The organism is Enterococcus sp. 3G1_DIV0629 (assembly GCF_002141285.1).
In the GTDB taxonomy this organism is placed as follows: domain Bacteria; phylum Bacillota; class Bacilli; order Lactobacillales; family Enterococcaceae; genus Enterococcus_B; species Enterococcus_B lactis.
This window is the reverse complement of record NZ_NGLI01000001.1, coordinates 1594180-1619847: the sequence shown is the minus strand read 5'-3', so window position 1 is coordinate 1619847 and position 25668 is coordinate 1594180. Positions and strand designations below refer to the sequence as shown.

The following is a 25668-nucleotide window of genomic DNA, read 5'->3' as shown; positions in this document are numbered from 1 at the left end:
ATATAAAAGAGCTAAAAAGCATGAAAACGCTATTTTAGCTCTTTTTTTCTTGGCATGCTTCTTGCATTATATAAAAGTGTAAAAAAAATAAAAGGAGTGTTAAAAATGGCAAAAAAAACAATTATGTTAGTTTGTTCAGCAGGGATGAGTACGAGTTTATTGGTCACAAAAATGCAAAAAGCAGCAGAAGAAAAAGGAATGGAAGCCGATATTTTTGCTGTCTCTGCCTCAGATGCAGATAATAATTTAGAATCTAAGAATGTCGATGTTTTATTATTAGGTCCTCAAGTACGTTTCATGAAAGCTCAATTCGAACAAAAACTTGCGCCTAAAGGTATTCCGTTAGATGTCATCAATATGCAAGACTATGGCATGATGAATGGAGAAAAAGTACTTGCACAAGCAGAAAATCTAATGAAATAAATCAAGTATGCAGTTGGGGGATAACAACGTGGAAGATCAACAAAATCTAGAAGCCATCATGGGACTAATCATGTTTGGCGGTAATGCAAAGAGCGACGCGATGGAAGCGATTGCGGCTGCTAAAATCGGTGATTTCGAGTTAGCGGATAGAAAAATCGCTGATGCAGAAGAATCACTTATACAAGCACATCATGCACAAACAGACATGTTGACACAAGAAGCACAAGGAAATCATATGCAAGTGACGTTATTGACTGTTCATAGTCAAGATCATTTAATGACGTCTATTGCGTTTACTGATTTAGCAAAAGAAATCATCGAACTTTATCGTCGCGTATACAGCGAATAAATACAACTTCTTTTTTGAACGGAAGAAGAAAAATTTTTGAACGGATTTTTTATTTTGTTATAAAGAGAACTCTCTTTATATAAAAAACTTATAGGAGGAAGTAAAAAATGAACGGACTAACAAGTTGGATGGAGAAATACATCCTGCCGGTTGCCGCAAAAATCGGAGCGCAAAAACATCTAGTTGCTTTGCGCGATGCTTTTATCGGCACACTGCCCGCAACAATGGCGGGATCAGTCGCTGTAATGATCAATGCAATTATTCGAGATTTACCGCAACAGTTTAACAGTACCTACGCTGACAGTTTAGCAGCAGACAAAGGAATCTTTGCCGTATTGAATGTCATCATCGGAATCAATGGTTTTGTCTGGAATGGTACACTAGCAATCGCCGGATTGATCTTTGCCTTTTCTTGGGGGTATAATCTTGCCCGAGCTTATGGAGTAAATGATCTAGCTGGGGGGATCGTTGGTCTAGCTACCTTGATCCAAGGTATTTCCTTTGGTCCAGCATTATCAGCAGCATTAGATGTGAATGTCCCTTCAAATGTCGCAGATGCAATCAATAGTTCTGAGATTGGTGCAACGATTGCAGATGGCACACTGTCAGTTGGATTATGGGGGTGGCTAAAACTAGATCATTTGAATGGAAACGCTTATTTTACAGTTATGATCATGGGAGCAATTTCAGTCATTATTTTTTGTAAATTGATGCTTGCTAACATTACGATCAAAATGCCTGATTCAGTACCACCAGCAGTATCTAAAGCATTTGCAGCCATTTTGCCAGCGACGATCGCTTTATACGTCATTGCTATTATCAATTATATCGTAGGTCGTGTAGCTGATGGGCAACTAATCATTGATTTGGTGCAAAAATATATTGCAGAACCATTCCTAGGATTATCCCAAGGGTTGGGAGCAGTATTGATCGTCACAGTGTTTGTTCAAGTATTCTGGTTCTTTGGTATTCATGGACCAAATGTATTGGCACCAGTGCTAGAGGGAATCTGGGGACAAGCACAACTAATCAATATTGATATTTTCCAAAAAGGTTATAACGGAAAAACTGGTACACCAGCCGTGTTAGATGCAATCGAAGATGGAAAAGCTTATATGTGGGTCCGTGGATCGTTCGATGCTTTTGCATGGTTTGGCGGATCAGGTGGAACGATCGTCTTACTGATAGCTATCTTGATTTTCTCTAAACGAGCGGATTATTTAACAGTAGCTAAATTATCCATTGGACCTGGTATTTTCAATATCAACGAGCCAGTGATGTTTGGTCTGCCGATCGTATTGAATGCAATCATGTTTATCCCATTCTTGGTTGCTCCAGTAGTAGCAACAGCAATTGGCTGGGTAGCCACTTATCTTGGTCTAGTCGCTCCAGTATCGCAACAAGTTACATGGGTAGTACCGCCGTTCTTATTGTCATTCTTAGCAACAGGAGCGGACTGGCGAGCACCAATCGTAACGTTGGTATGTATGGTCGTGACTTTCTTGATTTGGGCACCGTTTGTCATTTCTGCAAACAAAATGGACCCTGCTGCAGGCGAACAACAATAAGATGAATCTGAGGAGCGGGACGCTTTAAGTTTCGTTCCTCATAATGAATTTTCGAGGAGGAACTGAAATGATTTCAATTGCCAGTGCAATGCAACAAGATGCAATCAAAGAATTGTTAGAAGGATACAATGAAGAAGGAATGACATTTACGTTTAAAGAAAAACAAGGAATCAAAATGTTCTTTGAAACAAGTGCTGAAGATCCGGAAGCTGCGGCTAAAAAAGCAAAGGAGCTAATCAAAGCACAGCCTTGGGGAACAGTCCTTTATTTTCAGTCAACAGCTGTTTAAGAAAATGGTTCAAAAAGATAGGATGGTTGATATGATAAAAAACGGTTTATTTTTATGTAGTATTGGTTCTTTGATCGTGTTGTATAGTTTGAATCCGCATTCGCAAAGGTATGATTTGTATAGTATGGTCACGGGTCTTTTCCTAACAGGATTAGGGATCTACTTCTTCATGAAGGGGAAAAAAAGAGAAGAAGCAAAGGAGAAAAATAACTAATGGAAATCACAAAAAAATTAAATATTCCAGCGTCGTTTTTTTACGATAAAGTTATGGATTCTGTTCTTTTCGATGTACGTAAAGCGACCGGCAAATCAGTGACCAGAAAACAGCTGAAAAATTTGGAGTACGTCAAACAATTCTCGCAAAATAACCGGGCTCGTATAAAAATCGAAGAAGTCATTGAAAACCAGTCTTATAAGTTTCGTACATCGACAACGAAGAATGAATTCGTTGTTCATTATCAAATCAAACCAGTAGACGATTCGACCTGTGAGGTTCATTACACAGAAAAAATGGAGTCTTATGGCATGCTTCAAAAGTTGAATGATATGCTTTTAGGAACGATCTTGATGTACTTTAAGCGGAGACGTTTCAAAAAAATGTTAGAGATGATCGAAGCAACGTATTAAACCAGTGAAAAAATGGTACTATTTAGTTATTGAAAAATGAAGTAAGCTAGAAGAGATTTTTCAGAGGAAGCGAAGTCTTTCCTGAGATTCCTCACTAGCTTTTTTGTAGGAAGGGGCAGCAAAATGACAAAACAAGTAAGAGAGCTAGGGGGATCTTCGATTGAGGAAATGTTTGCTTTAGCCACATATGCATTTAATGGGGCAGATACACCTGAAAGGAGAGAACGTTTTCGTACACTTGCGGAGAATTCTTGGAATTACGGATTTTTTGATGAGGAAGATCGGCTAACAAGTCAAGTCATGGCGACTCCTTTTCCAGTGAATTTTTACGGACAAGAGTATTTAATGGCCGGTATTGGCTATGTTGCTTCTTATCCTGAAGCAAGGGGACAAGGTGGAATCAATCAGATCATGGAAAAGATTCTTGAAGATTGCCGTGATCGTAAAGTAAGCTTATCTTATCTGGCGCCATTCTCCTATCCCTTCTATCGGCGCTATGGCTATGAACAATCGTTTGATAAAATCAGGTATCAACTAAACAGTCGTGACGTGCCGTTTACCAAAAAAAAATCTGGCAAAATGAAGCGTATGAATTTCGAAGATGCAAAAGCTGCAATCAAACGAATTTATGAACAGATGCCTGAAAACCAACGAGCTGGTCTGAAGCGCGAAGACTGGTGGTATACGTATAAATTCAAGCAAAAAGGTAATTACCAGTTTGCTTTGTATTTTGATGATACTGGGGAAGCAACGGGCTATGTCGTTTACCAGCTTGCAGCGTCTTCCTTTATTATTGTGGAATGGGGATTTTTGAATCATGATGCCTTTTGCAGCCTTGTCCGCTTTGTAAGTTCCCATAACGGTGCTTTTGAAACATTTGAATATTCATGTGGCTACGGTGGCAATGATCAAAATTATCTATTAGCAAATCCATTTGCTTCTGTAACGATCACACCTTATATGATGGCGAGGATCGTAGATATTTCTTTGTTTTTGGAAAAATATCCATTTAGAAAGAAACAAGCTGCCTTTGCCCTTCAGATAGAAGAAGATCAGTATGCAAAATGGAATGAAGGAATCGTGGAAGTAACGATCGAAAATGGAAAAAACCATCTCTCAAAAGTAGAACAAACAGCATTACCGATCGTTCGCGGAAGTATCCAACATATCACACAGCTATTATTAGGATATCGTAAAGTTGAAGAGCTGGTATTCCAAGAGAGGATACAGGTAGCAAAAGAATATGAAGAAACGTTAAGCTCGATCTTGCCACAGCAACAGCCAATCCTTAATGACTATTTTTGATAAAAAATGGGTGATGACAATATTTTTGTCACCACCCTTTTGTTTTTTCGTTTGGCATTTGAAGGAAAATGTTAAAGTAAATCCTCTTTTTTCGTAAATTTGAATTTTTTGTTTTCTTTTGTTTTAGGGTTTTCTTTTTTGTGGTCTTGGATTGCTTCTTTCGTAATCTTTTCCCGATTTTTTTTAGATGAATCTAAGCGTTCGGCATATACTTTTTCTTTTGGCTTATCATTCATTGGAAAGAACCTCCCTGTATTATTTCATTCTACTCCTAGTTTATCATCTGTTAAGAGCTAGTGGAAACGTTTTGCCTAACTTACAAGTTGATTTTTTTAGCAGATAAGCTTGCAAGTAAAAAACAAACAAGCTACAATTGATTTATTGAAATTGTTCCTGTAGCTCAGTAGGATAGAGCAATCGCCTCCTAAGCGATAGGTCGCTGGTTCAATTCCAGTCAGGAACGTACAAATAACCCCTGTATCCTTTGTGGTACAGGGGTTTGTTTTGTGTTTGTGCCAAAAATGTGCCAAACTAGTTATCATTTTTATATAAACTATCGAACACAGCATTGATTTTTTCTTTATCCTGATCTTCAAGCTCTCGAACAATATGAAGATAAGTAGACATTGTAGTTTCTAAACTGCTATGCCCTAAACGTTTCGATACGCTAAGTATATTTACTCCTTGATAAAGTAAAATAGATGCATGTGTATGCCTTAGTCCATGCAAAGTAAATTGCTTTTCAATCCCTAATTCTTTTAATTTTTTGCGCAAATATTTGCTGACGGCGTTTGATGAAACTAATCCATTTTTTAAGTTGAAAAAAACAAAATTATGAGGGTTTTTAATTTCAAAATTCTCGAATAATTCTTTTTGATTGATTTTAAACTTTTTTAAGAGATCAATCGTATGTTTATCAATTGAAATTTTCCGATTTGAAGTCTCGTTTTTTGTTTTTCCCCATTCATTTAATTTATAATTCCATGTTTTATTAATAGTGATGATTTGATCTTCGAAATCGATATCTTTCCATGTTAATCCTAGAAGTTCAGCAAATCGCATTCCAGTAGCACCAGCAACTAACACGAGCATAGGAGAAGAGTACTGTGCAGAAAGGTTTTCTTCTACGAGTTTCATTAAAGATTTAAATTGATCATAATCTAAATATTTATCTTCTTTTGGCTTCAATGAATCTTTTCCTTTGATTACTGCTTTTCTAGTTGGATCAAACGGAATTAATCCTTCTTCTACGGCATCTTTCAACGACGCTCTAATATGGTTATTAAACTTAATAACGGTAGATTTTACATGGTCTTTAGCATACTTATTTAAAAAGCGTTGATATCCAACTCTATCTAAATCAGAAATCAACACTGCTGGCATATATTTCTTTATGTTCATTAACGTATCTTCGTATTTTCTATAAGTGATAGGAGAAACTGTTCCTTCTTTATAAAGTTGCATCCAATCCTCAAAGTAATCTGATAATAATAGATTTTTGCGATCTCCTTTAAGGCCTTTGTTCAAGTTATATTCTAATTCGTTGGCGGCATCTTTTGCTTCGCCTTTTGTCTTAAATCCTGATTTTCTTATCTTCGTGTATTTTCCGTCATCTTTTTTGTATGAAATTTCGTATTGCCAACTATTTCCACGTTTGACTAATCTTGCCATAATTGAATCTACTCTCTTTCTCTGATACAATAGGCACTGTAAAGAAGCCTATTGTGTAGGTTTGTTTTTAACACGTCCACAAACTTTGGCGAGGGAGGGGCGTGTTTTTTATTTAAACATATTCATTATGAACCAAATGCAAAATAAACCCAATGGCAACATAAATATAAAACAACCAATTTGTGAGATGAAACTTCCAGTTTTTTCTATACGTTCACCAGATTTCTGCATCTTTTCTCCGGCTCTGTATAGTTTAGAATTTGCTAATCTTGATTCATAGTTGTAAAAAACTTGATGTACTTCTTCAGGAGAAAATTTTCCTCCACAATTAGGGCATTGGGTTGTGTTGAAAGTTAAAATAAAGTCTTTCTTACAAAAATTACAATTTATTTTTATCCGCTCTTTCTCCAAATCCATTTTTAACTCCTCATTTCTATGGTATGATTTTACTGGAGAATCTTAGAAATAAGGTTTTTAGTCCCGTGTTGCAGCACGGGCTTTTTTACATTATATAAGAAAGCGATAAGCGCTTTCTGGAAGTCCGTAAAGATTCTTTAATTCCTCAATTCGTTTAGGATATTGATCATTGTCTTCTTTGTATAGAGAAACAATGAGATTAGCAGCAAAGCAATTAGCTTCGCTTTCAGATTTGCTTCTAGACGTTCTTGTTGATACATAGTAACTGGATAAGCCACGATGAAAAATAGCGTGACCTAATTCGTGAGCACAAATGTAGAATCTTTCCTCAGAGTCTCTCAGTTCATCATTTAAGAAGATTATTGCACGACCTCTAATTTCTTGAAACTGTCCTTTGGGATTCTCGATAAAAGGAACGTATTGAATTTTAATGCCCATCTTTTCACAAATATAAAAAGGATTAGCGGACTGGTATTTCCGCTTCAACTCCTCGACTAAATTAATCGTATCCATCTCCATAAGCTCACATCTTTTTGCCTTTTTCTTTGTCTTCTTTCACAATATCCCAGAAAGTCGCTATAAGGATATCTTTTACGCGCTGTATTTGTTCGGGTGTCAATGTTTCCCCACCATAAGACATATTAACATTTGAGTCTAGTAGTTTATCAAGTTCAACCACTTCCTCTTTTGTAGCCCATTTGGGAACATTATTATTACCCAATAAATAATCAGTTGTGACACCAAAATAATCAGCAACTTTCTTTAAGTTCTCAGATTTTGGCGAGGCTTTATCCCATCTTCTTATTTGTCCATTAGAGATGCCCACCTGCCTTTCTACTTCTGCTATAGTCACATGCTTTTCGTCTGCTAATTCTTTAATCTTAGTAACTAAACTCATTATTATCAACCTTTCAAAGCTGAAAAGAAAATAAATAGCTTAAAAGTTATATTTTTAGTTGACAATTAGCTTTTAAGCTAGTATATTTAATTCGTAAGCTAAATTGTTAGCTAAATAAGAGCAACAAAAATCTCTACTAATTTAAAACATTCTCTCGGTCGCCAAACTTAGAAATGTTATTTTAGAGGCTTTTTATAAGTCTTATTTAACTATGTATTCATAATAGCTTAAAAGCTAATAGGTGTCAACGATTTAGCTAATTTTTTAGCTTACAAATTATTTGTTTAGAAAGGAGCTATTTTTATGTCTGAGAATTTAGACTTAAAAATTCGAGCGGAGATGAGAAAAAGAAGAATGACTTTCAAAGAACTAGCTGCGCTTGTTGGTATTTCAGGAGCTTATTTATCAGATATTCTAAACGGCAATCGTGATGGTAAAAAAGCTCAAGAGCACATAGAAACTGTAAAAAAAATATTAGGTATTCAATAGGAGGAACAGCTAATGCAATATCTAGAAGCAAAAATCCCAATTCCAGAAGGCTATGTAATTATATCCCAAGTGGATTATGAGAAGTTAAAAAAAGCTGATGATACTGGTAGATGGATGACGTTGCCAGAAGTACTAGAACGGATTAACAGAAAATATGATTGGTTTACTTCTAGAGTTTTAAAGAACCCAAGATATAGAAATATTATCGATATCGAAAAAAATAAAAATGGATTTGTCTATTATCCAGTTGAAGGAAGAGACACATATCTATTTTTAAGAAGTAAAACACTTGAATTTTTAGAAACAAATTTTTCGGAAATCTTAAGGAGGTAAGCGGATGGGTAAATTTAACAGAGCATTAGTATTCAGCGCACCGCTAATCATCTACGCTTTAGGTCTTTGGGGAAGCAGACAAGCGTTGATAGGGACAATCGTTTACATGGTCTGGATTTTTATGGGGCTTGATGAAGCTGAGTACAAAACAAAAAAGCCAGTCGGGAGGGACTGACTAATGAGTAAGGACGATATTGTATTTCTGTTAATTATGTTTTGTGGGATTGGATCAATAATAATTAATTTGTATTTGATTATTAAAGAAAAATTTTTCAATTAAAATGAGTCTTTTAGCTTTAACTTGAATTTTTTTTGATAATTAGCTGTTCTTATGACCATTACAAGTTTTTCGCCAGGTAATATATCTTTCATCTTTAAAACTTCTGAAAAAGCGACTGAGCAGCCAGGAGAGATTTCTTGTGCCAACGGTATAGGAGATAAAAGGCTACTTTTATGAAAGCTTCCCATATCAAAACCATTATCGTGATAATGTGAACAATCAATTTTATTACCGTTGTAAAGATACGTACATTCGATAATTGAGTTTGGCATTTTTGATGGGTTTGCAATTACGCCAGTAAGAATCATTCGATTACTTTTATCATGCTTAACTAAAAAATAGGAGAGCGTAATTTTTCTTTTATCTTTAAATAAGTTATAGAGGGATAAAAAAAATCCTGAAATAGAAATGATTAAAGTAATAGCGACTTGGTAATCGCTCAAAATTTTTATCAAATAATTCACCACCTTTTTACTCAAATTATATCAAAAAGGAGAGAAGAAATAATGCAAGAATTAGTAATTTTGAAAAATAAAGAAGCTGTGACTACGAGTTTGCAAGTTGCAGATAGTTTTGAAAAAGAACACAAAAATGTTTTGAGAGATATTGAAAAGTTAAAAGAAGATGTGCTCAATTTTGAGCAGATGTTTGTGGAAGGTAATGAACCAGATTCATACGGTAGAAATCGGCGAGTTTTCTTCATTAGCAGAGATGGATTTTTCTTGTTGGCTATGGGATTTACAGGAAAGAAAGCTATTTACTTCAAACAGAAGTACATTGAAGCATTCAATGAAATGGAAGATGTTATTCGGAAGAATACTGTTCCTCAAACAATTGAAGATATGATGATCTACCAACTAGAAGAAATGAAAGATGTTAAAAAAGATGTCTCCATGCTTAAAGATACTATGCGAATTAGCGGACAACAAGAGTTTGAAATTAAGCAAAAAGGAAATATGAAAGTTATGGAAGTTCTAGGGGGAAAAGAAAGCCGAGCTTATGAAGAAATCAGCAAAAAAGTATTCTCAAAATTTTGGTCTGAATTTAAACGTACCTTTTCAATCCCAAGATATGGCGAGTTACCTCGTAAGAGATTCGATGATGCTGTTTCATTTATTGAAATGTGGTTACCAGAAACTGCGATCCGCATGGAAATCGATCAACTGAACAGACAACAAAGACTTTTCGGTGATGAAAATGAATAGAGCTGAAGCGCTAAGAATAGGGACGATAATTGCTAATCGCTGGTGGAGACACAATAAACCAATCATTCTAAGTCAGCAACACATCGAAAAGCAAAAAGCATGGAGGCTAAAAAAATGAACAAAAAACTGTTAGAACAAATTTTATTTGAACAAAAGAAAACAAATGAATTGCTCCAAGTTATCGCAAGTAACTCAGAGCAAAACCAATCCAATATTTCGTCGTACAGACCTGTCACTGTAGAAGAAAAATTTGATAATTGGGAATTATATGAAGACGAGTACAAAAATTAAAACGGCAAAGAGTCATCTTCTATATAAATGAGAGTATTTTCAGAATTATTATTGACTGGTGACATGTCTTCCCATCTAGTTTGCTTACGTCTTTTTCGTTCTGCTTCTTGCTCTAGTTTTTTCTGTTTCATAATAGCTAAGTTGTTTTTTTGAAAGGCTGACTCAGAAGCACCAAGAATAACTTGTCCGTATGAATAGTTATCGTGTTCACTATTTTGAACGATAGACAGGATTCGCCAGCCATCTTTTAATAACTCATTTATTACTTTCTTATCTTTGTCATGGGTACTAAAAGTTTCGATATGAAATACATCATCATACATGTAACTTTCCCTCTTTCTCTAAAATTATCAGTTTGTTTACTTCTAAAGTATATCAAAAAAGGGGAAATATATTAATGCGAGAATTGACCATATTAAAAAAAGACACGATCGCCAGCAAGCAAAATCGTGTCCAAAAACAAATCATAACTAAGGAGATTTTAACATATGGAAAATGAACTTTCCACTCTAGATCAATATTTGACTGATCCTAGTTGGGGCAAATCGAATATCAAGGAAACAAATAATCGAAAAATAAGACGAAATCTTTTGACGAACGAAGAACTAGCATGTGATCAAGATGATTTGGGGAATTTTGTGAGTATTTGGGATCATGTCTATCTTATTCATCTATCGAAGCGGTCCAGAAAACCTGAATACATCTATGTCATCGAAGATGGCTTGATTGATGCACTAGAAGAGTACGACAGAGATAACTTGATTGATATCTCTTATTACGGACCAGGTAAGAAATACATTGCTGAAATGGAGGCAGAATTTGATGAGTGAAATCAAAGGGGCAACGAACTTTGAAAAACTTTTTAGTCGCAAGTTAAATAAAATACTCAAGAAAAAAGGAAATTTTGATTATTTATCTTGGGCTCACGCATGGGAGATTATGAAAAAGAATGATCCACAGGCAACGGTAACTATTAATGAGTATAAACACTACAGAGTTGTTTCTGGAACTCATCAAGACTTTCTTGTTGAGGAATACAAACCTTTTCTTATGGACGAAACAGGGACTTATGTATCTGTCTCAGTAACGGTAAAAGGACACACGGAAACCGAGTTATTTCCTGTTTTAGATTATCGAAACCAACCAGTTGTTAAACCAAATGCTATGCAAATCAATAACTCATTGAAGCGATGCTTTGTGAAAGCATTGGCTCTACACGGACTGGGATTATATGTATTTCAAGGGGAAGATATTCCAACACCACCTAGAATCGATACAAAGAAATTAAACATGCTAGAGACGATTCTAGAAGCTTTCAATGAGCAGATGGGTAAAGATATGACCAAAACCTTAATCGAATATGTTAATGAGCAGACAGATAAATTAGGGCTCTTAGCTGATAACGTTGAAACTATTGAACAGTTAAGCTATGAGCAATGTGCCTTGATGGAGCGAGCAATAGCAGCTAAGAGAAAAGAATTAGATAAGAAGTGATATGAGTGTTTAAACCATTAATCGATTCATATTCAGCGGTTCTGAAAAAGTTCAAAGGAAAAGACATAGGGGCAACCATCAATGAAGAAGTGAACATCGAACGTTTGAAGACGATGTACGACGGATATGATGGCGATCGAGTCATTGAAATTCGTTTTATTGATCCTAGACGTTTCACAGTACAGCAACGAAACTTCATCTATGCACTCATAGGCGATATTTTCATCGATACAGGCATGCCAACGGACTTCTGGAAGGAATTCTTCTACTTCCGTTTTGAAGGCGTCACAGGGCGCAAAATAAGCCTGAAAGATGAATCGAATACAACTGTGAGTGATGCTAATGTCTTAGCAAATATTATCCTAGATTTCATCTTTGAACATCATATTCCTTTCAAAGAAGGCTATGAGATTTTACCAGCGAATCAAGAATATTACTTCTACAAATGCATTACAAAAAGAGTTTGTTGCATCTGTGGCAAAACAGGAGCTGATATCGATCACTTTGACAAAGCTTTAGGAAGACGAAAGCGCAAAGAAGTTGATCATTCAGAGTACACATTTGCAGCACTCTGCAGAATCCATCACACGGAGAAGCACAAAATAGGTGTGATCAATTTTAAAAATAAATATCAAATCAAAGGGATTAAGTTAAACCGAGAGACAATCAAAAAACTTAATATAGGTGGCTAAAGTGAGCAGACGTTACGATATTGAATCTCATTTGGAAGAATTAAACAAAACCGAAAGACGATTGCACGAAGAAATCAACGCCCTAGAGAGCGAAATAGATTCTCTGCAAGGCGAGTTAGAAGATTTAGAGTCAAGCTATTGGGATATTCAACAAGAGATAGATGATTTTGAATTTGAATTAAATAGCTTATCAGATGGTGACGATGATGAAGAATATATAGCTGAAAAGTGGTTAAACCAGAAAGAAAGTTTGTTTGATAATTTTGATTTAATCGAGGGAAATAATGATGATTAGTTTAAAAACAGCAGCATTTGAACGAGCATGGCGCACTAAGTATAACAAAATGAGTCCAAGAGACAAATTGTTCTTAGAAATCATGACATTTGCTTTCATCGGTACACAAGCTGAACAAAGCGATATTAGTGTCGAAAAAATTAAGACCAATAGATTAGTTAATGGAATTACAGAGACTTGTTACCAGTACACGATTACTGTCGCGGATGAGGAGGGATAATTTTGACAGAACATCGAAGTTATTACGCCATCATACCTGCAAATGTTAGATATGACGATTCTTTGATACCTAGTGCAAAACTTCTTTATGGGGAAATCACAGCTCTATGTAATGAGAAAGGTTATTGCTGGGCTAGCAATGAGTACTTTGCCAATCAATATAAAGTAAGCAAACCAACCATTCAGAATTGGCTAAAGTCACTTGAAGAAAAGGGCTATATCTATAGAGAAGTTAAGTACAAAGAGGGTAGTAAAGAAATCGAGGCTAGGTATATAAGAATTCTTGGTGGGGGTCACCAAGAAAATTTGGTGGGGGGTCACCAAGAAATCTATCAAGATAATAATACATCTATTAATAATACATTTAATAATACAAAAGAATATATAAGAGAGTTACCGCCTTCGAAAAAATCGAAGGCTAAGCCCATCCGTCATAAATACGGAGAGTATAAAAATGTGCTTTTGTCAGATGAGCAGATGGAGAAACTCAAAACAGAATTCCCTAATGACTACCAAGAGCGAATCGAACGACTGTCAGAGTATTGTGAATCATCTGGTAAGACTTATAAAAACTATTTGGCAACTATTCGAAGTTGGGCAAGGAAAGAAAAAAGTGAACCTAAGAACGCAAGCAGTGGATACAAGCGCACAGGAAGACGAGAGAAGCTTCCTGAATGGGCAATCGACCAAGAAGCCTATCTCAAGAAAAAAGCGCTAGAACGAGCTAATAGACAATCAAAAGCACCATTTTAAGAGGTGGAAAATTGAAAATCGATTATCTAGAACTAATTAATGAAATATCGAACTATAAAAAGGGCGAGGAAATAGACATCCTGAGAGACGTGTATGAACAGCTTGAAGAAGCTGGAATTGAAGGGATTAAGAATGATCGTTCGAGTTGGAGTAAACTCAGATACTATTTCGCACTCTATATCGATACAACACAATTAAGAAATTTAGCATATACCAAATTACTATTTGTTGATTGTGTTAAAGGCTTGCAAAAACATCTTAATGAACTCGAGCAGGTGTAATCAGATGGACCTAAAGACATTTACAGCACAGATCGAATTAATGCATCAAGAAGCTTTAAGACAAAGTGTGTCGTACGAAGACAAGTGGCTCAACACGTTTCATGGCGGACGTGAGAGCGCACTTGATCAAGTACTCAAATTATTGAAAGGAGAATGTCAGGATGGATAAGAAAGCAGCAATGAAACGAATCATCGAACTGACACATTCTGAGAATTGGCAAGAAGACAAAGAAACTGCTTCGGAAGTAAAGAGGCTCGGAAGAGCGATGTGGGCTGACAAAACTAGAGGCGGGAAAAAGCCTCGTCAAATTGCAATTTGGCACGGTGACAAACTTCTAGTGACAGGAACAGCTGAACAGTTAGCAAGTTTAACAGGCTTGCACGAGAAAATCGTGAGGAAAAGAGCTAGGTGTGGATACACAGACGTTAAGAAGAGAACGTTTAGATACGTGGAGGAAGAAATATGCTAGACATGAAAATCGAAGATTATCGAATTACCAGTGATTCTAGAAATATTGTCTTATCGAAGGTAAGACGAGACGAAGAGGGAAACATCCGCTACACAGAAGCAAAAGAAGAATCACGAGCAGATATCGGATACTTCCAAACTGTCTCATCGTGTTTGAAGGCGATACAACGCGATTACGTGTTAAGTGAAGAAAGAACGATAAAAAGTATTATCGAGTACAAAAAAGCGTTAGAAAACATCACTAGACAGTTTGAACAGGCATGTGAGATTGAGGAGGAGAAATAATGGATCTCATTACACAATACAGTGATATCATCCTCAAGAAAATCATGATGAAGATTCAGAAAGACAAAAAATCAAAAGAACGAGCGGAATTAGTTAAGTTGGAAATGGCTGAAACAGGAGCAGGAGTGCGAAGTAGCAGACATTGGAAAGCAGCAGCAAACATTGAATTCTATTACAACGAAATTCAAAAAGGGTTCGATCAGATACGTGAGCTGGATCAGCAAACAGGTTGGAGTCAGAAACTTCATCAAGATCGTTTCAAGTTTGTAGAGAAATATAAAGAGATATTAGACGAATACATGGAGGACAGCGAATGATGATGCCAAAAGAAATCTATTCAGATGCATTAAGAGGTGCTAGAAATCAATTGAAAATGGCAAAAAGAGCTTATAAAATTCGGCCCACAATCGAAAATGAACGCAGAGTAAAAGCAATTCGCCGTAGATGTTCAATTTACGGTGAGTTACAGAAGGAGGACAGCAAATGAAAAATTATGATCCGAATATACGATGGGGCACACATACTATTAAGGTTTCTTTCCAACATTGGGATTACAAAGGCTTTGTTACGTTTAAGAGAGGCGGAAATTGTAAAGGACTAGATGTTTTATCATTAGACGAGGATGATTTATACGATCAAACATTGACTGATAATCCAATTGGATTCAGGGTGATAGATGAAGGTGATGAATGGTTCAAGATGACGCTTAAAAATGACAAAGATGATGTATTAGAAGTTGAAGATGAATGGAGTTACCTTGCCAGCTATATCGTCGGCATTGAGATTATTGATTTTATCGAGGAGGACAGCAAATGATACCGAAGTTTCGAGTGTGGGATAAACAAACAGGAACTATACAAGAGATAGAATCGATATCTTTCAAAGAAAAAAAGCTTGTGATTGAGCAACAATCCATCGCTTGGTTTAACGCTGATTATATTAGAAATTTTGATGATATCGAACTCATGCAATCAAGAGAACGTGTTGATAAAAATAATATTGAAATATTTGAGAGTGATATCGTGAAAAATATTTCTGGTGGCTATCTTGGCATTATCGTTATTGAAGATGGTGCATTTAAAGTTAAAGCGAAACATTCAACATTTGAACTAACTGACAATCGTTGTTCTGGCATGGTTGTTGTCGGAAATATATACGAGAATAGCGAGTTATTGGAGGAACAGCGATGAATAAACAGGAATTGATTGATAAATGGGAAAGTAAAACAGGAGCGCCTTCATATGAAATAAGTGACTTTTCAATTAATCCATCTAAAAATGACATGTACATTGCAGGGTATGGCGTAGCACGTACTGAAATTATAAAGGACTTAAAGCAGTTAGACGAACCGCAGAAGCCAATTGTGCCAAAGTTTGTGGCGGAGTGGTTTGAGGATAATAAGGATAATTTAGAATTTGCCATTTGGGAATTGTGTGTAGATTCTTATAATGCTGAAGCTGAACCGGGAATTATTGATTGGATTCAGTGTCCCGAAAATAAACCAATCGAAACATTTATCCGCATGAAAGACGGCTACGAGTTCGAGAAAGAACCTATGTACAGAGTTAAACTAGGCGAAGGCTATTTCGTTGAATATCAAGGAAGAGGTGCGTTGATTATCCCTGATGGCAATAAAGAGATCAAGATATTCGATTCGAAATCAGATGCCGAGCGTACTGCTTCTACAATTGGCGGAACAGTGGAAGAGGTGGTAGAAGGATGAGCAGACATCTAATGCTCCATATACCAGACGGAACAAAGGCAATTGCAATTAGCATTGTTGCTGAACGAAAAGATGGCGGTTTGGCGTTGACCACAAAAGGTATTGATACCAAACAGATTTTAGAAGGCAGAGATGTCGAGATAGAGATCGACGAGGAGGAAGCGGAATGAGGAAAGCCGTGAAACAACTCATATCTGAGAAAGAAAAGGAACTGCAAAATTTAGAAGATAGCTTAGGTCTAGGATTTCCAATTATTGAACAAGCGAAAACGACTCGTATTTGTCATCTCGAAGCTGAATTAGAAGATTTGAGAGGGTTAGAGGGACAGATTAAACTCAACGACAACCAGAAAATCGTGTTGGAGCAACTGAAAATCAACGCAGGCTCAAATGGATCATTAATAAAAGCAATTCATTCTCTCTATAATTTGCTAACTATTTCATCTAATCGGTTAGAAAAAGATGGAGCGAGGGGGTTATTGAAAGCTAAAAATGCACTTGCAAGATTGACTAGAAAACAAGCGACAGAAGTCCTAGCAGCATTCGCTCAATGGGCTTTAGAACAGGAGGAGAATCCTAATGGAATCAATTGAATTTTTAAAAGGATTACAGCAGAAGTATAAGCGAGGATGGTATAGAAAAGGAAATACTCATAGATTTTTGTTTGCAATAGATCCTAGGGGAATGTTGCTTTATCAAACGAAAACAGCAGTGAAAAAGAACTCTAATCAAATTACAGGAGTTCATCCAGATTTTGATAAGTGGTTTGAAAAAGCTGAGTATGTTGGTTTGGAATTGGAGGAAGCGGAATGATTATAACAGTGAAAGAGTTGCTAGATGTAGTTGGTGTTGGAACGGCTTTTTGGGTTCGTACAGCTAATCAAGGTGAGTGTGTTAATTATTCTCGTGAAGAGGTTTTTGGACGTTTTTCACATAGAAATATTTTTGAAATACGTTGCGAAGATACTGATGAACTAGTTATCGTGCTGGAGGAAGAAGAATGAAAGTAAACGAAGCGTTGGAAATATTAGAAAGTATGCCAGCAGAAGCTATGTTGTATTTTTGGGTAATTTCAAATGGTAAAAAGTGTTTAATGACTCCTAAGGAATTTAAATTGAACCCTGATGGAGATGGGGTAGGGATTGAAAGTGAAATCGTCATTGCGACGGATGCGGAGGAAGAGGAATGAAATATGAAATACCACTAAGCGAAGCAGACATCCAGTCAATTATTAATGGTCGAAAAGTTAATAAAAAACTTTCTGATGATACTGAATTAGTCATCAGACAGAGTTATTCGAGAGATATGGTAGCTCCAGTATTAATTGACCGTTTTAACGTGACTGATTCAGTGATAGAGAACCGCTTAAAAGAATTTCGGTCAAGTATAGGCGATACTTTCAGATTAGGGAGTTGATTGATTATGAACGATAGACATCGTAGAGTAGCGAAACTCAAGAAACAAGAATTGAATGTATTGAAGGCAAAGTTTGAAAAAGAATACGGAGTTTCAGTAGAAGAAGCATATAAAGTGGCAAGTCAATGTGTTGCTGGTGCAAGTGAGGCTATTCGTAAGTTTGGAATTTCGATATTAAATGATAATCGGAAATGGGAGGAAATGAGATGAAGGAATTAATTTTAAATAAAGAAAACATTCTTGACTTATTAGATTGCGTGAATGCTTGGATTATGTTGTATGGCTATGAAAATATGCGTCCTGAAATGAAAGAATTAACTTCTAAATTATTGGAGATGACTGAAGATTTAGATTTAATAGAGGAGGAAACGAAATGTTAGTAAAAATTATTGTAGGAGTTATCTTTTGGATCATGACATTAATGCTAGGTTACTTTATCGGGAAAGAAGAAGGTCGTAAAGAAGGCAAATAAAAAAGCCGGATCGCTCCGACTGTTCTAATAAATTCGACAAGTTTATTATATCACATAAAGGAGCGGTTTGACTTGATGCAATTGTTACGAGAGGTAGATTTCAAACAGACAAGATGTAATGCGAGAGATGTGCTGAAAAACTTTCGGCGTTTGGAGCGGATGGCAGGTCGCTCTTTGATAGATATTAAGTCGCCGATCATTACGGATATGCCGAAGGCACCGAAGCACGGTAATAAGGCAGAAGACGCGATTATTCAGATGATGGATATAGAAGCGGAGAGAGACGCGATTTTAGCGGCTTTGATGGCTCTTAGTCTGATTAGTCGTCAGATACTCTACTACAGCTTCTGTGTGCCAGACAGCTTCTCAAACTACAGAATTAGCCGTGAAATGGGTTATTCAGAAAGAAGCATACAACGGATGAAGTCGGAAGCTCTAATAGAGTTTGCAGAAGCGTATAAACATGGGAAAATAATTGCTTATAAATAAGAGGTGGAATTGATGAAAGTTTATACTAAAAAAGATTATGATTATAGACAAACAGTACTTGAAAATATTAAAAATGTAGAACCTCTATTTCAAACAGATAAAGTAATAGAGTTTAACCAGCCTTTTTCCTACAGAGGCAGAAACTATATGAGTTGTATGCATGATCCTGAAAATGACATTCTTATTGTTGAATCTTTTGAATTAAAGGAAATTCCAGAATATGATTATCAGTATTCGGATGAAATTATGTGTCCGTATTGCGGAGATTTGCAATGTGATTCATGGGAATCAGATGAAACAGGCAAGGAACAATGCGATATATGTGGAGGTACATTTGAGTACTCACGTGAAGTGACGGTTAGCTATTGTTCAACCAAGCTAGAATATCCTCAAATAACTTTAATCGAATAATTTGGCGGTTTTTTGGCGGAATGATGGCGGTTTTTAGCCATTTATCAGTGATATTATGATAGTGTCGAAAGATTAGGAAACAGGATCGACAAAATAAAATGTAAGGGAGGAAATCTCCCTCATCGTTTAATTAAGCTTCGATAGACAGTAGCGGAAATATTAAGAATAAGGATGTGAATTTCAACTCCTTCTAAATTGTTCTTATTATCTATCATCCGTTGCTGTCTATTGTTATTATGTCACTGTGGCGGAAAGGGTAGACGCTACCACGTAGAATAATCGACTTTAGGTTTAGTGTTTATATAGGTCGAAGTAGCAAGAACCTGTAAACATCTAAATATTGCGGTTTAGGATGATCGCAGTACAGTCCCAACGTAAGATAATCTTGCGAACCAGTTGGGCGACACCTTAAACAATATTTGGACATGAACTATGTAATTCTAAAGAGGGATTAAACGGTAAGATTATTCATGCAAGGTTCGATTCCTTGCCAGTGACTTTTAGCAACCGAGGCTGTGGTAGGGAGGAGAAGCAGACGTCGGGCTTGTGTAGGTTGCTATTACATATTAGATCACTCATTGAGTGGTCTTTTTATTTTATTTAAAAGGAGAATAACTATATGAAACAATATACTACTAAAGATTTCGAGGAAATGAAGCAACTAAAGAAGGACTATGAAGAAGTTGGTATGGAGCTAACTGTTGGAGTTATTCAACGAAGACTGCGGGTCGGATTAGAGACAGCAAAGGCTATTTACAATGACTTGTTTTTGGAAGGAGAGTAAAAAATGAATGAAAAACAATTAAGAGAGTTATTTAAAACGAATGAAGCAAACCAAACCATGGAGGCGACATTCTACGAAACTCAAAAAAGCTTAGCGTTAATCGCAAAACAAGCTAAGTATTTCTACGATCAGCTTATTCTACAAGGGTTTAATGAAGGACAGGCTATGGAATTTATGATGCGAACCTTTTCTGCCAATAACCAACAGAAAGAGTGATACATAATGAGAAACTACTGGTATGTATCACTAACGAATAGGTATCCACAACCAAACGCAGATGATCCAGTTAGAGTGGTTCAGTCAGTCCAAATCAAAAAGAAGTACTCCATCATTGAAATGAGGAGAGAAGCTACACCGAAAGAGGTTGATAAGTACAATCTTCGTTACTGTGGCCATGGATATTGGAAAGACGAATATATTCAACAAAACATTGAGAGGTACATCAAATGAATGATAACTATGATTACATCAAGTTGATTGAGAAGATAAGAGCAGAGAAAGATATGGATGAACTAGCTACCTTATTCATGAACATCATTAGTTTGGTGGGGTTAAAGATGGATGAAGTAGCGGCACTAAATTATTTCATCGCTGAGCAAACAATTAGAGCAGAGCACAATGCTAAGTTCTTGAAAGATAGACTAGATCTAGATGTAAAAGAATTAGGCGTTGAAGGGATATTCAAAGTGCAAGAAGCCTTAGTGAATGTTTATGTCGAAAAGATGCAATAGCATTAACAAGTAATTATTGGATGTTTTCAGGAGGGAAACTATGAAATTAAAAGATTATATCAGGGAAGGGTATAACATTGTAACTACACCAAATCTAGCTTATAAAATCCAAGAAGATTATCCCGATGCTTTAGTGTTTACTGATAGAGCTTTAGATGCCATTCCTATAGGGAAGTTATTAGTTGATCGTTATTATAGCAATAATCCAGATGTTCTTAGTGCTAAGCCACTTCAAAACGCTTATGCTATTGAACGCTTTACTTGCGAGTTTACTGGTTATGAGATGGTATTGCCAATGACAGGCGAGACAGGAAAAAAAGTAATGCAACAAATCAAAAAGAGTATTGATGAATTGACGTTAGATGATGGAAGTAACACGAACCTTCTAGAGATCAAACTAAAAGATACTGACTCAGTACCAGAAGTTTATTATAAAGGTCAACGAGTGGATGGACCTGTAATTGATGGTATTGGTCTAGTAGATATACGATATCATTATCATACAACTGGCGATGGTAGTGAAACACCTGATGGGTCTAACGATATTTCTATTGAATATTATGATACCTCTGATGGCAGTAATCATTTAGATAGAAAAATTATTGGACACAAGAGAGATGCTTAAATGAAAGAAGCTAGGCCTAGAGACGAGATAGACAAACTCTATAAGACGAACAAGTGGAGGAAGCTTAGAGAAATAGTTATAGCAAGAGACTTTGGTGTATGCCAAGAGTGTCAACGTCGAGGGATAGTCACAAGAGGGATAGTTGTCCATCACATAATTGAAGCAAGAGAAGATATAACTAAGTTCTGGGACATTAATAACCTAGAGCTTGTTTGTCTTGCATGCCATAACAAAGAACATCCTGAGCGATCAGGAGGAGAAAAGAAAATTAAGACGAGGAGAAAGGTAGTGAAGTTCTATGCCACAAGAGAATAAACAAGTGGATGTTAGCAGCACAACAATTAAAGACGCCGAAATACAACAAGTGGAATGGTTAAAAAAGGTAATAGAGCAGCTGGAAGAGTTTAAAAATAGAGTAAGTAAAGGAACTATCATTTTAGAGGAAGGATATTTTGATAAATCCTTGAATCTACCTGAAATAGATGTATTAAGAACAAACGGATTGAGGTTGAGTATTGATTACACCGAAGTAAAGTAGCCCCCCTACTGAGAAAAGTAGAAATAGGAGGGGGCCAAGACCGGTGAGCTCCCTCCTTCACACAAATACCGCTTTTCAAGTTTTTTATTAGACCAATTGAAAAACATATTCACCAGCTAAGACCTTAGTTTCGTCGCCGATGTAGTCAAAACTGATTTCTTTACTAGCCAGATAAGATAATCCAGAAATATTAGTCTTCAAAACTTGTAAGATGTTATGTTCAATAAGTTTGAAAGAAATAAAACTGCCATTAGAAAAATTCACAGTTTGTATATTCATATCGTGACTATTGACTTTGATAACTTTCATAATTAGCACCTCCAATCTCTATATATTTTACCATGAAAGAAGGTGATGGAATGCCACAACCAGCAAAAAGTGCAAAACTGCAGCTTTTACAAAAAAATCCTAATAAAAAAAATACTAAAGAATTAAAGAAACGTGCAGATGCTGAAGAACGCTTGCAAATGAAAAGTGACAACATCAGAGCTCCTGAATGGCTGAATGAATCTGCAACAAAAGCATTTGATTTCTTGAAAGAAGAGTTGCTTGAGATAGAATTAATTACAAACGGTGATATTTATCCACTGGCTATGTATTGCTACTGGTACTCAGAACATTTAAATCTGCAAAATCAAGCAGCAAGAGTACAAAGGGATGATCTAGAAGGAATTGGCAATCCGCTGATCAAACAATTGGATACTTGTTCAAAAAACATGCGGTCTTTTGGAAGTGATTTGGGGTTATCGCCTTCAGCTAGAGCTAAATTAGCTATAAAAATGGCTAAAAGCGAGGATGATGATGAATGGACTTGATGTCATTATCATATTCAGAACTTGAAAGATGGTGGGCTGAATACAAAGAAGAACAAGCTTCATGGGGAGGAATCTTATTAGAACCATATCCTGAACTGTTGACTACTTGGTACGCTGAACGATTGATTGATGGATCTATACCAGCGAGTAAAGAAAACATCCTTGCTGCTAAACGTCATGTATTAGATTTAGAACGACAAGGAACCGAAGAATTTCCGTGGATTTTTGATGAAGAAGTAGGGCATCGTCCTATTCGTTTTATTGAAGATAATTGCCGTCCGACTGAAGGTGACTTTGGCCGATTTATTTTGCAACCATGGCAACATTTTATCATCGGTTCGATGTTCGGATGGATTCATAAAGACACAGGAATTCGGCGTTTTCGTGAAGCTTTGACATTTGTTGGTCGTAAAAACGGAAAGACATCTCTTATCAGTGGGTTATCTGCTTACATGCTTGGATATGACCATGAACAAGGTGCTAATGTCTATGTTTTGGCCAATGCAAAAGATCAAGCGTCTATTTTGTTCGATAAAACCAAAGAAATGGTGAAACAATCGCCACGTTTGGATAAAAAATATAAGCCACAAAGATCCTTAATTAAAGATGAGGTTACTTTCTCTAAAATGGAAGCTCGAGCGTCTGATAGTAAAAAGCTGGATGGCTTAAACACTCATTTTGCGATTTTTGATGAAATTCATGAATTCATTAATTTCAAATTGATCAATGTAATAAAAAAATCTCGTGGTACACGAAGACAACCGCTGATCGTTTATATAACTACAGCTGGTTATGTTCTTGATGGGCCGCTTATGCAATATTATGACAATGCACTCGATTGTTTAGAACATCTTGAAGATGGGCTAGATGAACGAGTTTTTTATTTTGTAGCAAAGCTAGATGATGTTTCTGAAGCGGATGACCCAAGGAACTGGATCAAAGCTAATCCAAACATCGGGTTGATGTCATTTGTTGATTTGGTAACCGATTGGAAAACAGAACGTAATAGTCCCCAGGAACGAGCGGACTGGATTACTAAGCAGTTCAATCTATTTTCTGACATAGACGAACTATCGTTTCTAGATATGCAGACAATCAATAAGAATAACAAAATAATTGATTGGGAAATCATGGAAGGTGAAGAATGTGTTGGGGGGTATGATTTATCAGAAACACAAGATTTCACGTCGGCTGATTTAGAGTTTCCTATTTACGAAACTGGAGAAATAGCAGTTCTAGAACATAGTTGGATTTCGCAAGAGAGATATAACAACGACAATAATAAACAACGGTTGGATGCTTGGATAAAATCAGGTGATCTAACTTTGACACCAGGCAGTTATGTCGATTACCAGTTTGTTTTTGACTGGTTTGTTGAACAATCAAAAAAATATAAAATACTGAAAATCAGATATGACAGAAGAAACAGTTTGATTTTGAATCGGCAAATGATTGACTACGGGTTTGTGATGGAAGAAGCTATTCAGGGCTTCACTACTCTTGGCGGTCCGATGAAAGATTTGAAAGAACGCTTTTTAGACGGAAAAGTAATTTATAACCAACAGAAAATTTTTAGATGGTATCTTTCTAACGTGAAGCTAGTTCAAGATCGTAACAATAATTGGATGCCGACGAAACAATCGAAGAATAGGAAAATAGATGGTTTTGCCGCTGTATTGAATAGTCATGTCAGCGTAGTTGAAATGTTTGCTACAAAATCTAAACAGAGCGGAACCATTGGTTTTATAAGCGTCAGAGAAATGATGAGGGGAGGTAAATAATGAATAAGTTTCAAAAAGTGGTTAATAGAGTAACTCCAAAATTTATCAAACAGGCAATTATAAAAGATTACTCAACTAGTAGTAATTTCAAGGTTTGGTTTGGTAAAACTTTTTTTGGAATAGAAAATTCAACTCTTGAAACCAATGAAAATATTTTTTCGGTCGTATCTCGTTTAAGTAATACATTGTCTAGTCTACCATTCAAAAAATATCTAAATTACGATCAACAATTTGATGAGTCTATGGACCGATTAATATATTTTCCTAACAAAAATCAAACTTTGGACCAAATAATTAATGTACTTGAAGTTAGCAGGAATACAAATGGAAACGGCTATGCTTTGATTATTAGAGATTTTAGAGGGCAATTTGATACATTGGTCCCTTTCAATCCAAATTATGTTGAACCGGTAATTGAACAGGATAGTAAAGAATTATGGTATCAAGTGAATAACGATGGCAAAACATTCTATTTTCATAATACTGATGTTATTCATGTACGACATATTGCGGGAAATGGTAATTGGAAGGGAATAAGTCCAATCCAAGTATTAAAAAATTCAAATGATTTTGATAAAGCGGTTCGTGAATTTTCTTTAAAAGAAATGCAATCCTTACGAGATTCATTCATTTTAACTTATGCCACTAGCGTTGATGAAGAAAAAAGAAAAGCCGTTGTGGAAGATTTTAGACGTTTCTATGAAGAAAACGGTGGCGTGCTTTTCCAAGAACCGGGTGTAACTATTGAAGAAATGAAACGGAACTTTGTAGCAACTGATATGAAGATCACTGAGGAAATTACTCGAGATCGTATTGCTAATGTTTATAACGTTCCTAGCATTTTCTTGAACTCTGACAGTAGCAGCTTTTCTTCAAATGAACAATTGATGCAACTATTCGTTAATATGACACTTACTCCGATTGTAAAGCAATATGAAAGAGAGTTTAATAAGAAAATACTTCGAACAAACGAAAGAATAAAAGGATATTATTTCAAATTTAATATGATGGGATTGCTTCGCGGAGACAGCGATGCACGTCAAAAGTTTTACCATGGCGGAATACGCGATGGTTGGATGTCTCCTGACGAGGCAAGAATGTTAGAAGAAATGCCTCCACGAGGTGGAAAAGCTGCTGATCTATGGATTTCAGGTGATATGTATCCGCAAGAAATGGATCCAACATTAAGAAAATCGAATAAATCTAGTGAAACAGACGTAACTAAAAATAGTTAGGTCTTTTTTATTTTGC

55 protein-coding genes and 1 tRNA gene are annotated in these 25668 nt (G+C 36.1%); 48 read left to right on the top strand and 8 right to left on the bottom strand.

The features are described 5' to 3' along the window. Positions 1-105 precede the first annotated feature (105 nt). From A5816_RS08250 to eis, 7 genes are all read left to right on the top strand, one after another. Positions 106-423: a PTS sugar transporter subunit IIB gene (locus A5816_RS08250; RefSeq protein ID WP_002286606.1), complete on the top strand. Its 318-nt coding sequence runs from the start codon at positions 106-108 to the stop codon at positions 421-423. A 28-nt stretch (positions 424-451) separates the two neighbouring features. Then, entirely contained in the window at positions 452-772 is a 321-nt protein-coding gene (locus A5816_RS08245) for a PTS lactose/cellobiose transporter subunit IIA (RefSeq protein WP_002286604.1), read from the top strand. A 107-nt stretch (positions 773-879) separates the two neighbouring features. Continuing rightward, on the top strand, positions 880-2340 hold the full coding sequence (locus A5816_RS08240) for a PTS sugar transporter subunit IIC (protein WP_002375253.1): 1461 nt from the start codon (positions 880-882) through the stop codon (positions 2338-2340). A gap of 67 nt (positions 2341-2407) precedes the next feature. Next, positions 2408-2629, top strand: a complete 222-nt coding sequence (locus tag A5816_RS08235) for a hypothetical protein (RefSeq protein WP_002292901.1) — start codon at positions 2408-2410, stop codon at positions 2627-2629. A gap of 31 nt (positions 2630-2660) precedes the next feature. Then, positions 2661-2843 (top strand): DUF3188 domain-containing protein, encoded by a 183-nt coding sequence (locus tag A5816_RS08230; RefSeq protein WP_002286596.1) that lies wholly within the window; start codon positions 2661-2663, stop codon positions 2841-2843. Further along, positions 2843-3256: a DUF3284 domain-containing protein gene (locus A5816_RS08225; RefSeq protein WP_002315398.1), complete on the top strand. Its 414-nt coding sequence runs from the start codon at positions 2843-2845 to the stop codon at positions 3254-3256. Before A5816_RS08230 ends, A5816_RS08225 begins: the two co-directional genes overlap by 1 nt. Positions 3257-3379: 123 nt before the next feature. After that, positions 3380-4561: an enhanced intracellular survival protein Eis gene (gene eis / locus A5816_RS08220; RefSeq protein ID WP_086311110.1), complete on the top strand. Its 1182-nt coding sequence runs from the start codon at positions 3380-3382 to the stop codon at positions 4559-4561. A gap of 71 nt (positions 4562-4632) precedes the next feature. On the opposite strand, the gene A5816_RS16285 is transcribed toward eis, so the two are convergent. Continuing rightward, positions 4633-4797, bottom strand: a complete 165-nt coding sequence (locus tag A5816_RS16285) for a hypothetical protein (RefSeq protein WP_002286676.1) — start codon at positions 4795-4797, stop codon at positions 4633-4635. Between the two features lie 153 nt (positions 4798-4950). Between A5816_RS16285 and A5816_RS08215 the strand changes: the two genes are divergently transcribed. After that, a tRNA-Arg gene (locus A5816_RS08215) sits at positions 4951-5024 on the top strand. A gap of 68 nt (positions 5025-5092) precedes the next feature. Here the strand turns inward: A5816_RS08215 and A5816_RS08210 are convergent. The 4 genes from A5816_RS08210 to A5816_RS08195 all read right to left on the bottom strand — a co-directional run bounded on the left by A5816_RS08210 (position 5093) and on the right by A5816_RS08195 (position 7547). Then, positions 5093-6232, bottom strand: coding sequence for a tyrosine-type recombinase/integrase (locus tag A5816_RS08210; protein WP_086311109.1), 1140 nt, complete (start codon positions 6230-6232; stop codon positions 5093-5095). A gap of 108 nt (positions 6233-6340) precedes the next feature. Next, positions 6341-6649 carry a hypothetical protein gene (locus A5816_RS08205; protein ID WP_002337454.1) on the bottom strand — a complete coding sequence of 103 codons (309 nt, stop codon included), beginning with the start codon at positions 6647-6649 and terminating at the stop codon, positions 6341-6343. A 90-nt stretch (positions 6650-6739) separates the two neighbouring features. Next, a complete protein-coding gene (locus tag A5816_RS08200; protein WP_070676686.1) occupies positions 6740-7168 on the bottom strand; it encodes an ImmA/IrrE family metallo-endopeptidase in 429 nt (142 codons plus the stop codon). A gap of 4 nt (positions 7169-7172) precedes the next feature. Then, complete coding sequence (locus tag A5816_RS08195) at positions 7173-7547, bottom strand: helix-turn-helix domain-containing protein (RefSeq protein WP_002315392.1); 375 nt, start codon at positions 7545-7547, stop codon at positions 7173-7175. Between the two features lie 303 nt (positions 7548-7850). Here A5816_RS08195 and A5816_RS08190 point away from each other — a divergent pair, with 303 nt between their 5' ends. From A5816_RS08190 to A5816_RS16280, 3 genes are read left to right on the top strand one after another with little or no spacing between them, the layout of a single operon-like run. Then, positions 7851-8036, top strand: coding sequence for a helix-turn-helix transcriptional regulator (locus A5816_RS08190; protein WP_002317758.1), 186 nt, complete (start codon positions 7851-7853; stop codon positions 8034-8036). 12 nt (positions 8037-8048) lie between these two features. Then, positions 8049-8369: a DUF771 domain-containing protein gene (locus tag A5816_RS08185; protein ID WP_086311108.1), complete on the top strand. Its 321-nt coding sequence runs from the start codon at positions 8049-8051 to the stop codon at positions 8367-8369. A 4-nt stretch (positions 8370-8373) separates the two neighbouring features. Beyond that, positions 8374-8544 carry a hypothetical protein gene (locus tag A5816_RS16280; protein WP_002315386.1) on the top strand — a complete coding sequence of 57 codons (171 nt, stop codon included), beginning with the start codon at positions 8374-8376 and terminating at the stop codon, positions 8542-8544. A 101-nt stretch (positions 8545-8645) separates the two neighbouring features. Here the strand turns inward: A5816_RS16280 and A5816_RS08180 are convergent, their stop codons facing one another. Then, entirely contained in the window at positions 8646-9113 is a 468-nt protein-coding gene (locus A5816_RS08180) for a hypothetical protein (RefSeq protein ID WP_229205984.1), read from the bottom strand. Between the two features lie 42 nt (positions 9114-9155). On the opposite strand from A5816_RS08180, the gene A5816_RS08175 reads away from it, so the two are divergent. Further along, on the top strand, positions 9156-9854 hold the full coding sequence (locus A5816_RS08175; RefSeq protein ID WP_002335866.1) for a phage regulatory protein: 699 nt from the start codon (positions 9156-9158) through the stop codon (positions 9852-9854). 114 nt (positions 9855-9968) lie between these two features. Next, positions 9969-10145: a hypothetical protein gene (locus A5816_RS16275; protein WP_179189704.1), complete on the top strand. Its 177-nt coding sequence runs from the start codon at positions 9969-9971 to the stop codon at positions 10143-10145. On the opposite strand, the gene A5816_RS08170 is transcribed toward A5816_RS16275, so the two are convergent. Beyond that, positions 10142-10468: a hypothetical protein gene (locus A5816_RS08170; protein WP_086311107.1), complete on the bottom strand. Its 327-nt coding sequence runs from the start codon at positions 10466-10468 to the stop codon at positions 10142-10144. The genes A5816_RS16275 and A5816_RS08170 overlap by 4 nt on opposite strands. A gap of 165 nt (positions 10469-10633) precedes the next feature. Between A5816_RS08170 and A5816_RS08165 the strand changes: the two genes are divergently transcribed. From A5816_RS08165 to A5816_RS08035, 32 genes are all read left to right on the top strand, one after another. Beyond that, the gene (locus A5816_RS08165; protein ID WP_081115350.1) at positions 10634-10975 is read left to right on the top strand and encodes a hypothetical protein; all 342 of its coding nucleotides are present in this window, start codon (positions 10634-10636) and stop codon (positions 10973-10975) included. Continuing rightward, the gene (locus A5816_RS08160) at positions 10968-11639 is read left to right on the top strand and encodes a DUF1071 domain-containing protein (protein WP_010726205.1); all 672 of its coding nucleotides are present in this window, start codon (positions 10968-10970) and stop codon (positions 11637-11639) included. The genes A5816_RS08165 and A5816_RS08160 overlap by 8 nt, the downstream gene beginning before the upstream one ends. Positions 11640-11644: 5 nt before the next feature. Beyond that, entirely contained in the window at positions 11645-12331 is a 687-nt protein-coding gene (locus A5816_RS08155) for a putative HNHc nuclease (protein WP_086311106.1), read from the top strand. A gap of 1 nt (position 12332) precedes the next feature. Then, positions 12333-12626, top strand: coding sequence for a hypothetical protein (locus A5816_RS08150; RefSeq protein ID WP_086311105.1), 294 nt, complete (start codon positions 12333-12335; stop codon positions 12624-12626). Continuing rightward, entirely contained in the window at positions 12619-12846 is a 228-nt protein-coding gene (locus tag A5816_RS08145) for a hypothetical protein (RefSeq protein WP_086311104.1), read from the top strand. The genes A5816_RS08150 and A5816_RS08145 overlap by 8 nt, the downstream gene beginning before the upstream one ends. 2 nt (positions 12847-12848) lie before the next feature. Then, positions 12849-13598 (top strand): helix-turn-helix domain-containing protein, encoded by a 750-nt coding sequence (locus A5816_RS08140; RefSeq protein WP_086311103.1) that lies wholly within the window; start codon positions 12849-12851, stop codon positions 13596-13598. An 11-nt stretch (positions 13599-13609) separates the two neighbouring features. After that, a complete protein-coding gene (locus A5816_RS08135) occupies positions 13610-13879 on the top strand; it encodes a hypothetical protein (RefSeq protein ID WP_002372698.1) in 270 nt (89 codons plus the stop codon). 4 nt (positions 13880-13883) lie between these two features. Further along, entirely contained in the window at positions 13884-14048 is a 165-nt protein-coding gene (locus A5816_RS16270; protein WP_179189703.1) for a hypothetical protein, read from the top strand. After that, positions 14041-14349, top strand: a complete 309-nt coding sequence (locus tag A5816_RS08130; RefSeq protein ID WP_086311102.1) for a hypothetical protein — start codon at positions 14041-14043, stop codon at positions 14347-14349. Before A5816_RS16270 ends, A5816_RS08130 begins: the two co-directional genes overlap by 8 nt. Continuing rightward, complete coding sequence (locus A5816_RS08125; RefSeq protein WP_002311437.1) at positions 14343-14633, top strand: hypothetical protein; 291 nt, start codon at positions 14343-14345, stop codon at positions 14631-14633. Before A5816_RS08130 ends, A5816_RS08125 begins: the two co-directional genes overlap by 7 nt. Further along, complete coding sequence (locus tag A5816_RS08120) at positions 14633-14950, top strand: DUF1140 family protein (RefSeq protein WP_086311101.1); 318 nt, start codon at positions 14633-14635, stop codon at positions 14948-14950. Before A5816_RS08125 ends, A5816_RS08120 begins: the two co-directional genes overlap by 1 nt. Then, a complete protein-coding gene (locus tag A5816_RS16265; protein WP_179189702.1) occupies positions 14947-15120 on the top strand; it encodes a hypothetical protein in 174 nt (57 codons plus the stop codon). Before A5816_RS08120 ends, A5816_RS16265 begins: the two co-directional genes overlap by 4 nt. Further along, complete coding sequence (locus tag A5816_RS08115; protein ID WP_086311100.1) at positions 15117-15449, top strand: DUF5406 family protein; 333 nt, start codon at positions 15117-15119, stop codon at positions 15447-15449. Before A5816_RS16265 ends, A5816_RS08115 begins: the two co-directional genes overlap by 4 nt. Next, entirely contained in the window at positions 15446-15823 is a 378-nt protein-coding gene (locus tag A5816_RS08110) for a YopX family protein (RefSeq protein WP_086311099.1), read from the top strand. Before A5816_RS08115 ends, A5816_RS08110 begins: the two co-directional genes overlap by 4 nt. Then, complete coding sequence (locus tag A5816_RS08105) at positions 15820-16356, top strand: DUF1642 domain-containing protein (protein WP_086311098.1); 537 nt, start codon at positions 15820-15822, stop codon at positions 16354-16356. The genes A5816_RS08110 and A5816_RS08105 overlap by 4 nt, the downstream gene beginning before the upstream one ends. Next, positions 16353-16526 carry a hypothetical protein gene (locus A5816_RS16260; RefSeq protein ID WP_179189701.1) on the top strand — a complete coding sequence of 58 codons (174 nt, stop codon included), beginning with the start codon at positions 16353-16355 and terminating at the stop codon, positions 16524-16526. Before A5816_RS08105 ends, A5816_RS16260 begins: the two co-directional genes overlap by 4 nt. Further along, positions 16523-16948 (top strand): hypothetical protein, encoded by a 426-nt coding sequence (locus tag A5816_RS08100; RefSeq protein WP_143354101.1) that lies wholly within the window; start codon positions 16523-16525, stop codon positions 16946-16948. The genes A5816_RS16260 and A5816_RS08100 overlap by 4 nt, the downstream gene beginning before the upstream one ends. After that, positions 16935-17168: a hypothetical protein gene (locus A5816_RS08095; protein WP_086311097.1), complete on the top strand. Its 234-nt coding sequence runs from the start codon at positions 16935-16937 to the stop codon at positions 17166-17168. Before A5816_RS08100 ends, A5816_RS08095 begins: the two co-directional genes overlap by 14 nt. Further along, positions 17165-17359, top strand: a complete 195-nt coding sequence (locus tag A5816_RS08090; RefSeq protein ID WP_086311096.1) for a hypothetical protein — start codon at positions 17165-17167, stop codon at positions 17357-17359. Before A5816_RS08095 ends, A5816_RS08090 begins: the two co-directional genes overlap by 4 nt. Beyond that, the gene (locus A5816_RS08085) at positions 17356-17544 is read left to right on the top strand and encodes a hypothetical protein (protein ID WP_086311095.1); all 189 of its coding nucleotides are present in this window, start codon (positions 17356-17358) and stop codon (positions 17542-17544) included. The genes A5816_RS08090 and A5816_RS08085 overlap by 4 nt, the downstream gene beginning before the upstream one ends. Then, complete coding sequence (locus A5816_RS08080; protein WP_086311094.1) at positions 17541-17771, top strand: hypothetical protein; 231 nt, start codon at positions 17541-17543, stop codon at positions 17769-17771. The genes A5816_RS08085 and A5816_RS08080 overlap by 4 nt, the downstream gene beginning before the upstream one ends. Positions 17772-17777: 6 nt before the next feature. Then, positions 17778-17981: a toxin PIN gene (locus A5816_RS08075; RefSeq protein ID WP_086311093.1), complete on the top strand. Its 204-nt coding sequence runs from the start codon at positions 17778-17780 to the stop codon at positions 17979-17981. Further along, the gene (locus tag A5816_RS16255; protein WP_179189700.1) at positions 17978-18151 is read left to right on the top strand and encodes a hypothetical protein; all 174 of its coding nucleotides are present in this window, start codon (positions 17978-17980) and stop codon (positions 18149-18151) included. Before A5816_RS08075 ends, A5816_RS16255 begins: the two co-directional genes overlap by 4 nt. A gap of 167 nt (positions 18152-18318) precedes the next feature. Further along, on the top strand, positions 18319-18732 hold the full coding sequence (locus A5816_RS08070) for an ArpU family phage packaging/lysis transcriptional regulator (protein WP_086311092.1): 414 nt from the start codon (positions 18319-18321) through the stop codon (positions 18730-18732). 12 nt (positions 18733-18744) lie between these two features. Then, positions 18745-19143, top strand: coding sequence for a hypothetical protein (locus A5816_RS08065; protein WP_086311091.1), 399 nt, complete (start codon positions 18745-18747; stop codon positions 19141-19143). A gap of 619 nt (positions 19144-19762) precedes the next feature. Then, positions 19763-19927, top strand: coding sequence for a hypothetical protein (locus A5816_RS16250; protein WP_179189699.1), 165 nt, complete (start codon positions 19763-19765; stop codon positions 19925-19927). Between the two features lie 3 nt (positions 19928-19930). Further along, positions 19931-20143, top strand: a complete 213-nt coding sequence (locus tag A5816_RS08060; RefSeq protein ID WP_024636510.1) for a hypothetical protein — start codon at positions 19931-19933, stop codon at positions 20141-20143. Between the two features lie 6 nt (positions 20144-20149). Then, on the top strand, positions 20150-20377 hold the full coding sequence (locus A5816_RS08055; protein WP_086311090.1) for a hypothetical protein: 228 nt from the start codon (positions 20150-20152) through the stop codon (positions 20375-20377). After that, positions 20374-20658 carry a hypothetical protein gene (locus A5816_RS08050; RefSeq protein WP_086311089.1) on the top strand — a complete coding sequence of 95 codons (285 nt, stop codon included), beginning with the start codon at positions 20374-20376 and terminating at the stop codon, positions 20656-20658. Before A5816_RS08055 ends, A5816_RS08050 begins: the two co-directional genes overlap by 4 nt. A 40-nt stretch (positions 20659-20698) precedes the next feature. After that, positions 20699-21283, top strand: a complete 585-nt coding sequence (locus tag A5816_RS08045; RefSeq protein ID WP_086311088.1) for a hypothetical protein — start codon at positions 20699-20701, stop codon at positions 21281-21283. Further along, the gene (locus tag A5816_RS08040) at positions 21284-21598 is read left to right on the top strand and encodes an HNH endonuclease signature motif containing protein (RefSeq protein ID WP_086311087.1); all 315 of its coding nucleotides are present in this window, start codon (positions 21284-21286) and stop codon (positions 21596-21598) included. Further along, positions 21582-21821, top strand: a complete 240-nt coding sequence (locus tag A5816_RS08035) for a hypothetical protein (protein WP_086311086.1) — start codon at positions 21582-21584, stop codon at positions 21819-21821. The genes A5816_RS08040 and A5816_RS08035 overlap by 17 nt, the downstream gene beginning before the upstream one ends. 87 nt (positions 21822-21908) lie before the next feature. Here the strand turns inward: A5816_RS08035 and A5816_RS08030 are convergent, their stop codons facing one another. After that, complete coding sequence (locus A5816_RS08030; protein WP_086311085.1) at positions 21909-22130, bottom strand: hypothetical protein; 222 nt, start codon at positions 22128-22130, stop codon at positions 21909-21911. A 50-nt stretch (positions 22131-22180) separates the two neighbouring features. Between A5816_RS08030 and A5816_RS08025 the strand changes: the two genes are divergently transcribed. Genes A5816_RS08025 through A5816_RS08015 form a run of 3 tightly spaced genes read left to right on the top strand, consistent with a single transcriptional unit; the run spans position 22181 to position 25652 of the window. Then, entirely contained in the window at positions 22181-22636 is a 456-nt protein-coding gene (locus A5816_RS08025; RefSeq protein ID WP_086311084.1) for a phage terminase small subunit P27 family, read from the top strand. Further along, positions 22627-24417, top strand: a complete 1791-nt coding sequence (locus tag A5816_RS08020) for a terminase large subunit (protein WP_086311083.1) — start codon at positions 22627-22629, stop codon at positions 24415-24417. The genes A5816_RS08025 and A5816_RS08020 overlap by 10 nt, the downstream gene beginning before the upstream one ends. After that, positions 24417-25652 carry a phage portal protein gene (locus A5816_RS08015; protein WP_086311082.1) on the top strand — a complete coding sequence of 412 codons (1236 nt, stop codon included), beginning with the start codon at positions 24417-24419 and terminating at the stop codon, positions 25650-25652. Before A5816_RS08020 ends, A5816_RS08015 begins: the two co-directional genes overlap by 1 nt. Positions 25653-25668 lie beyond the last annotated feature (16 nt).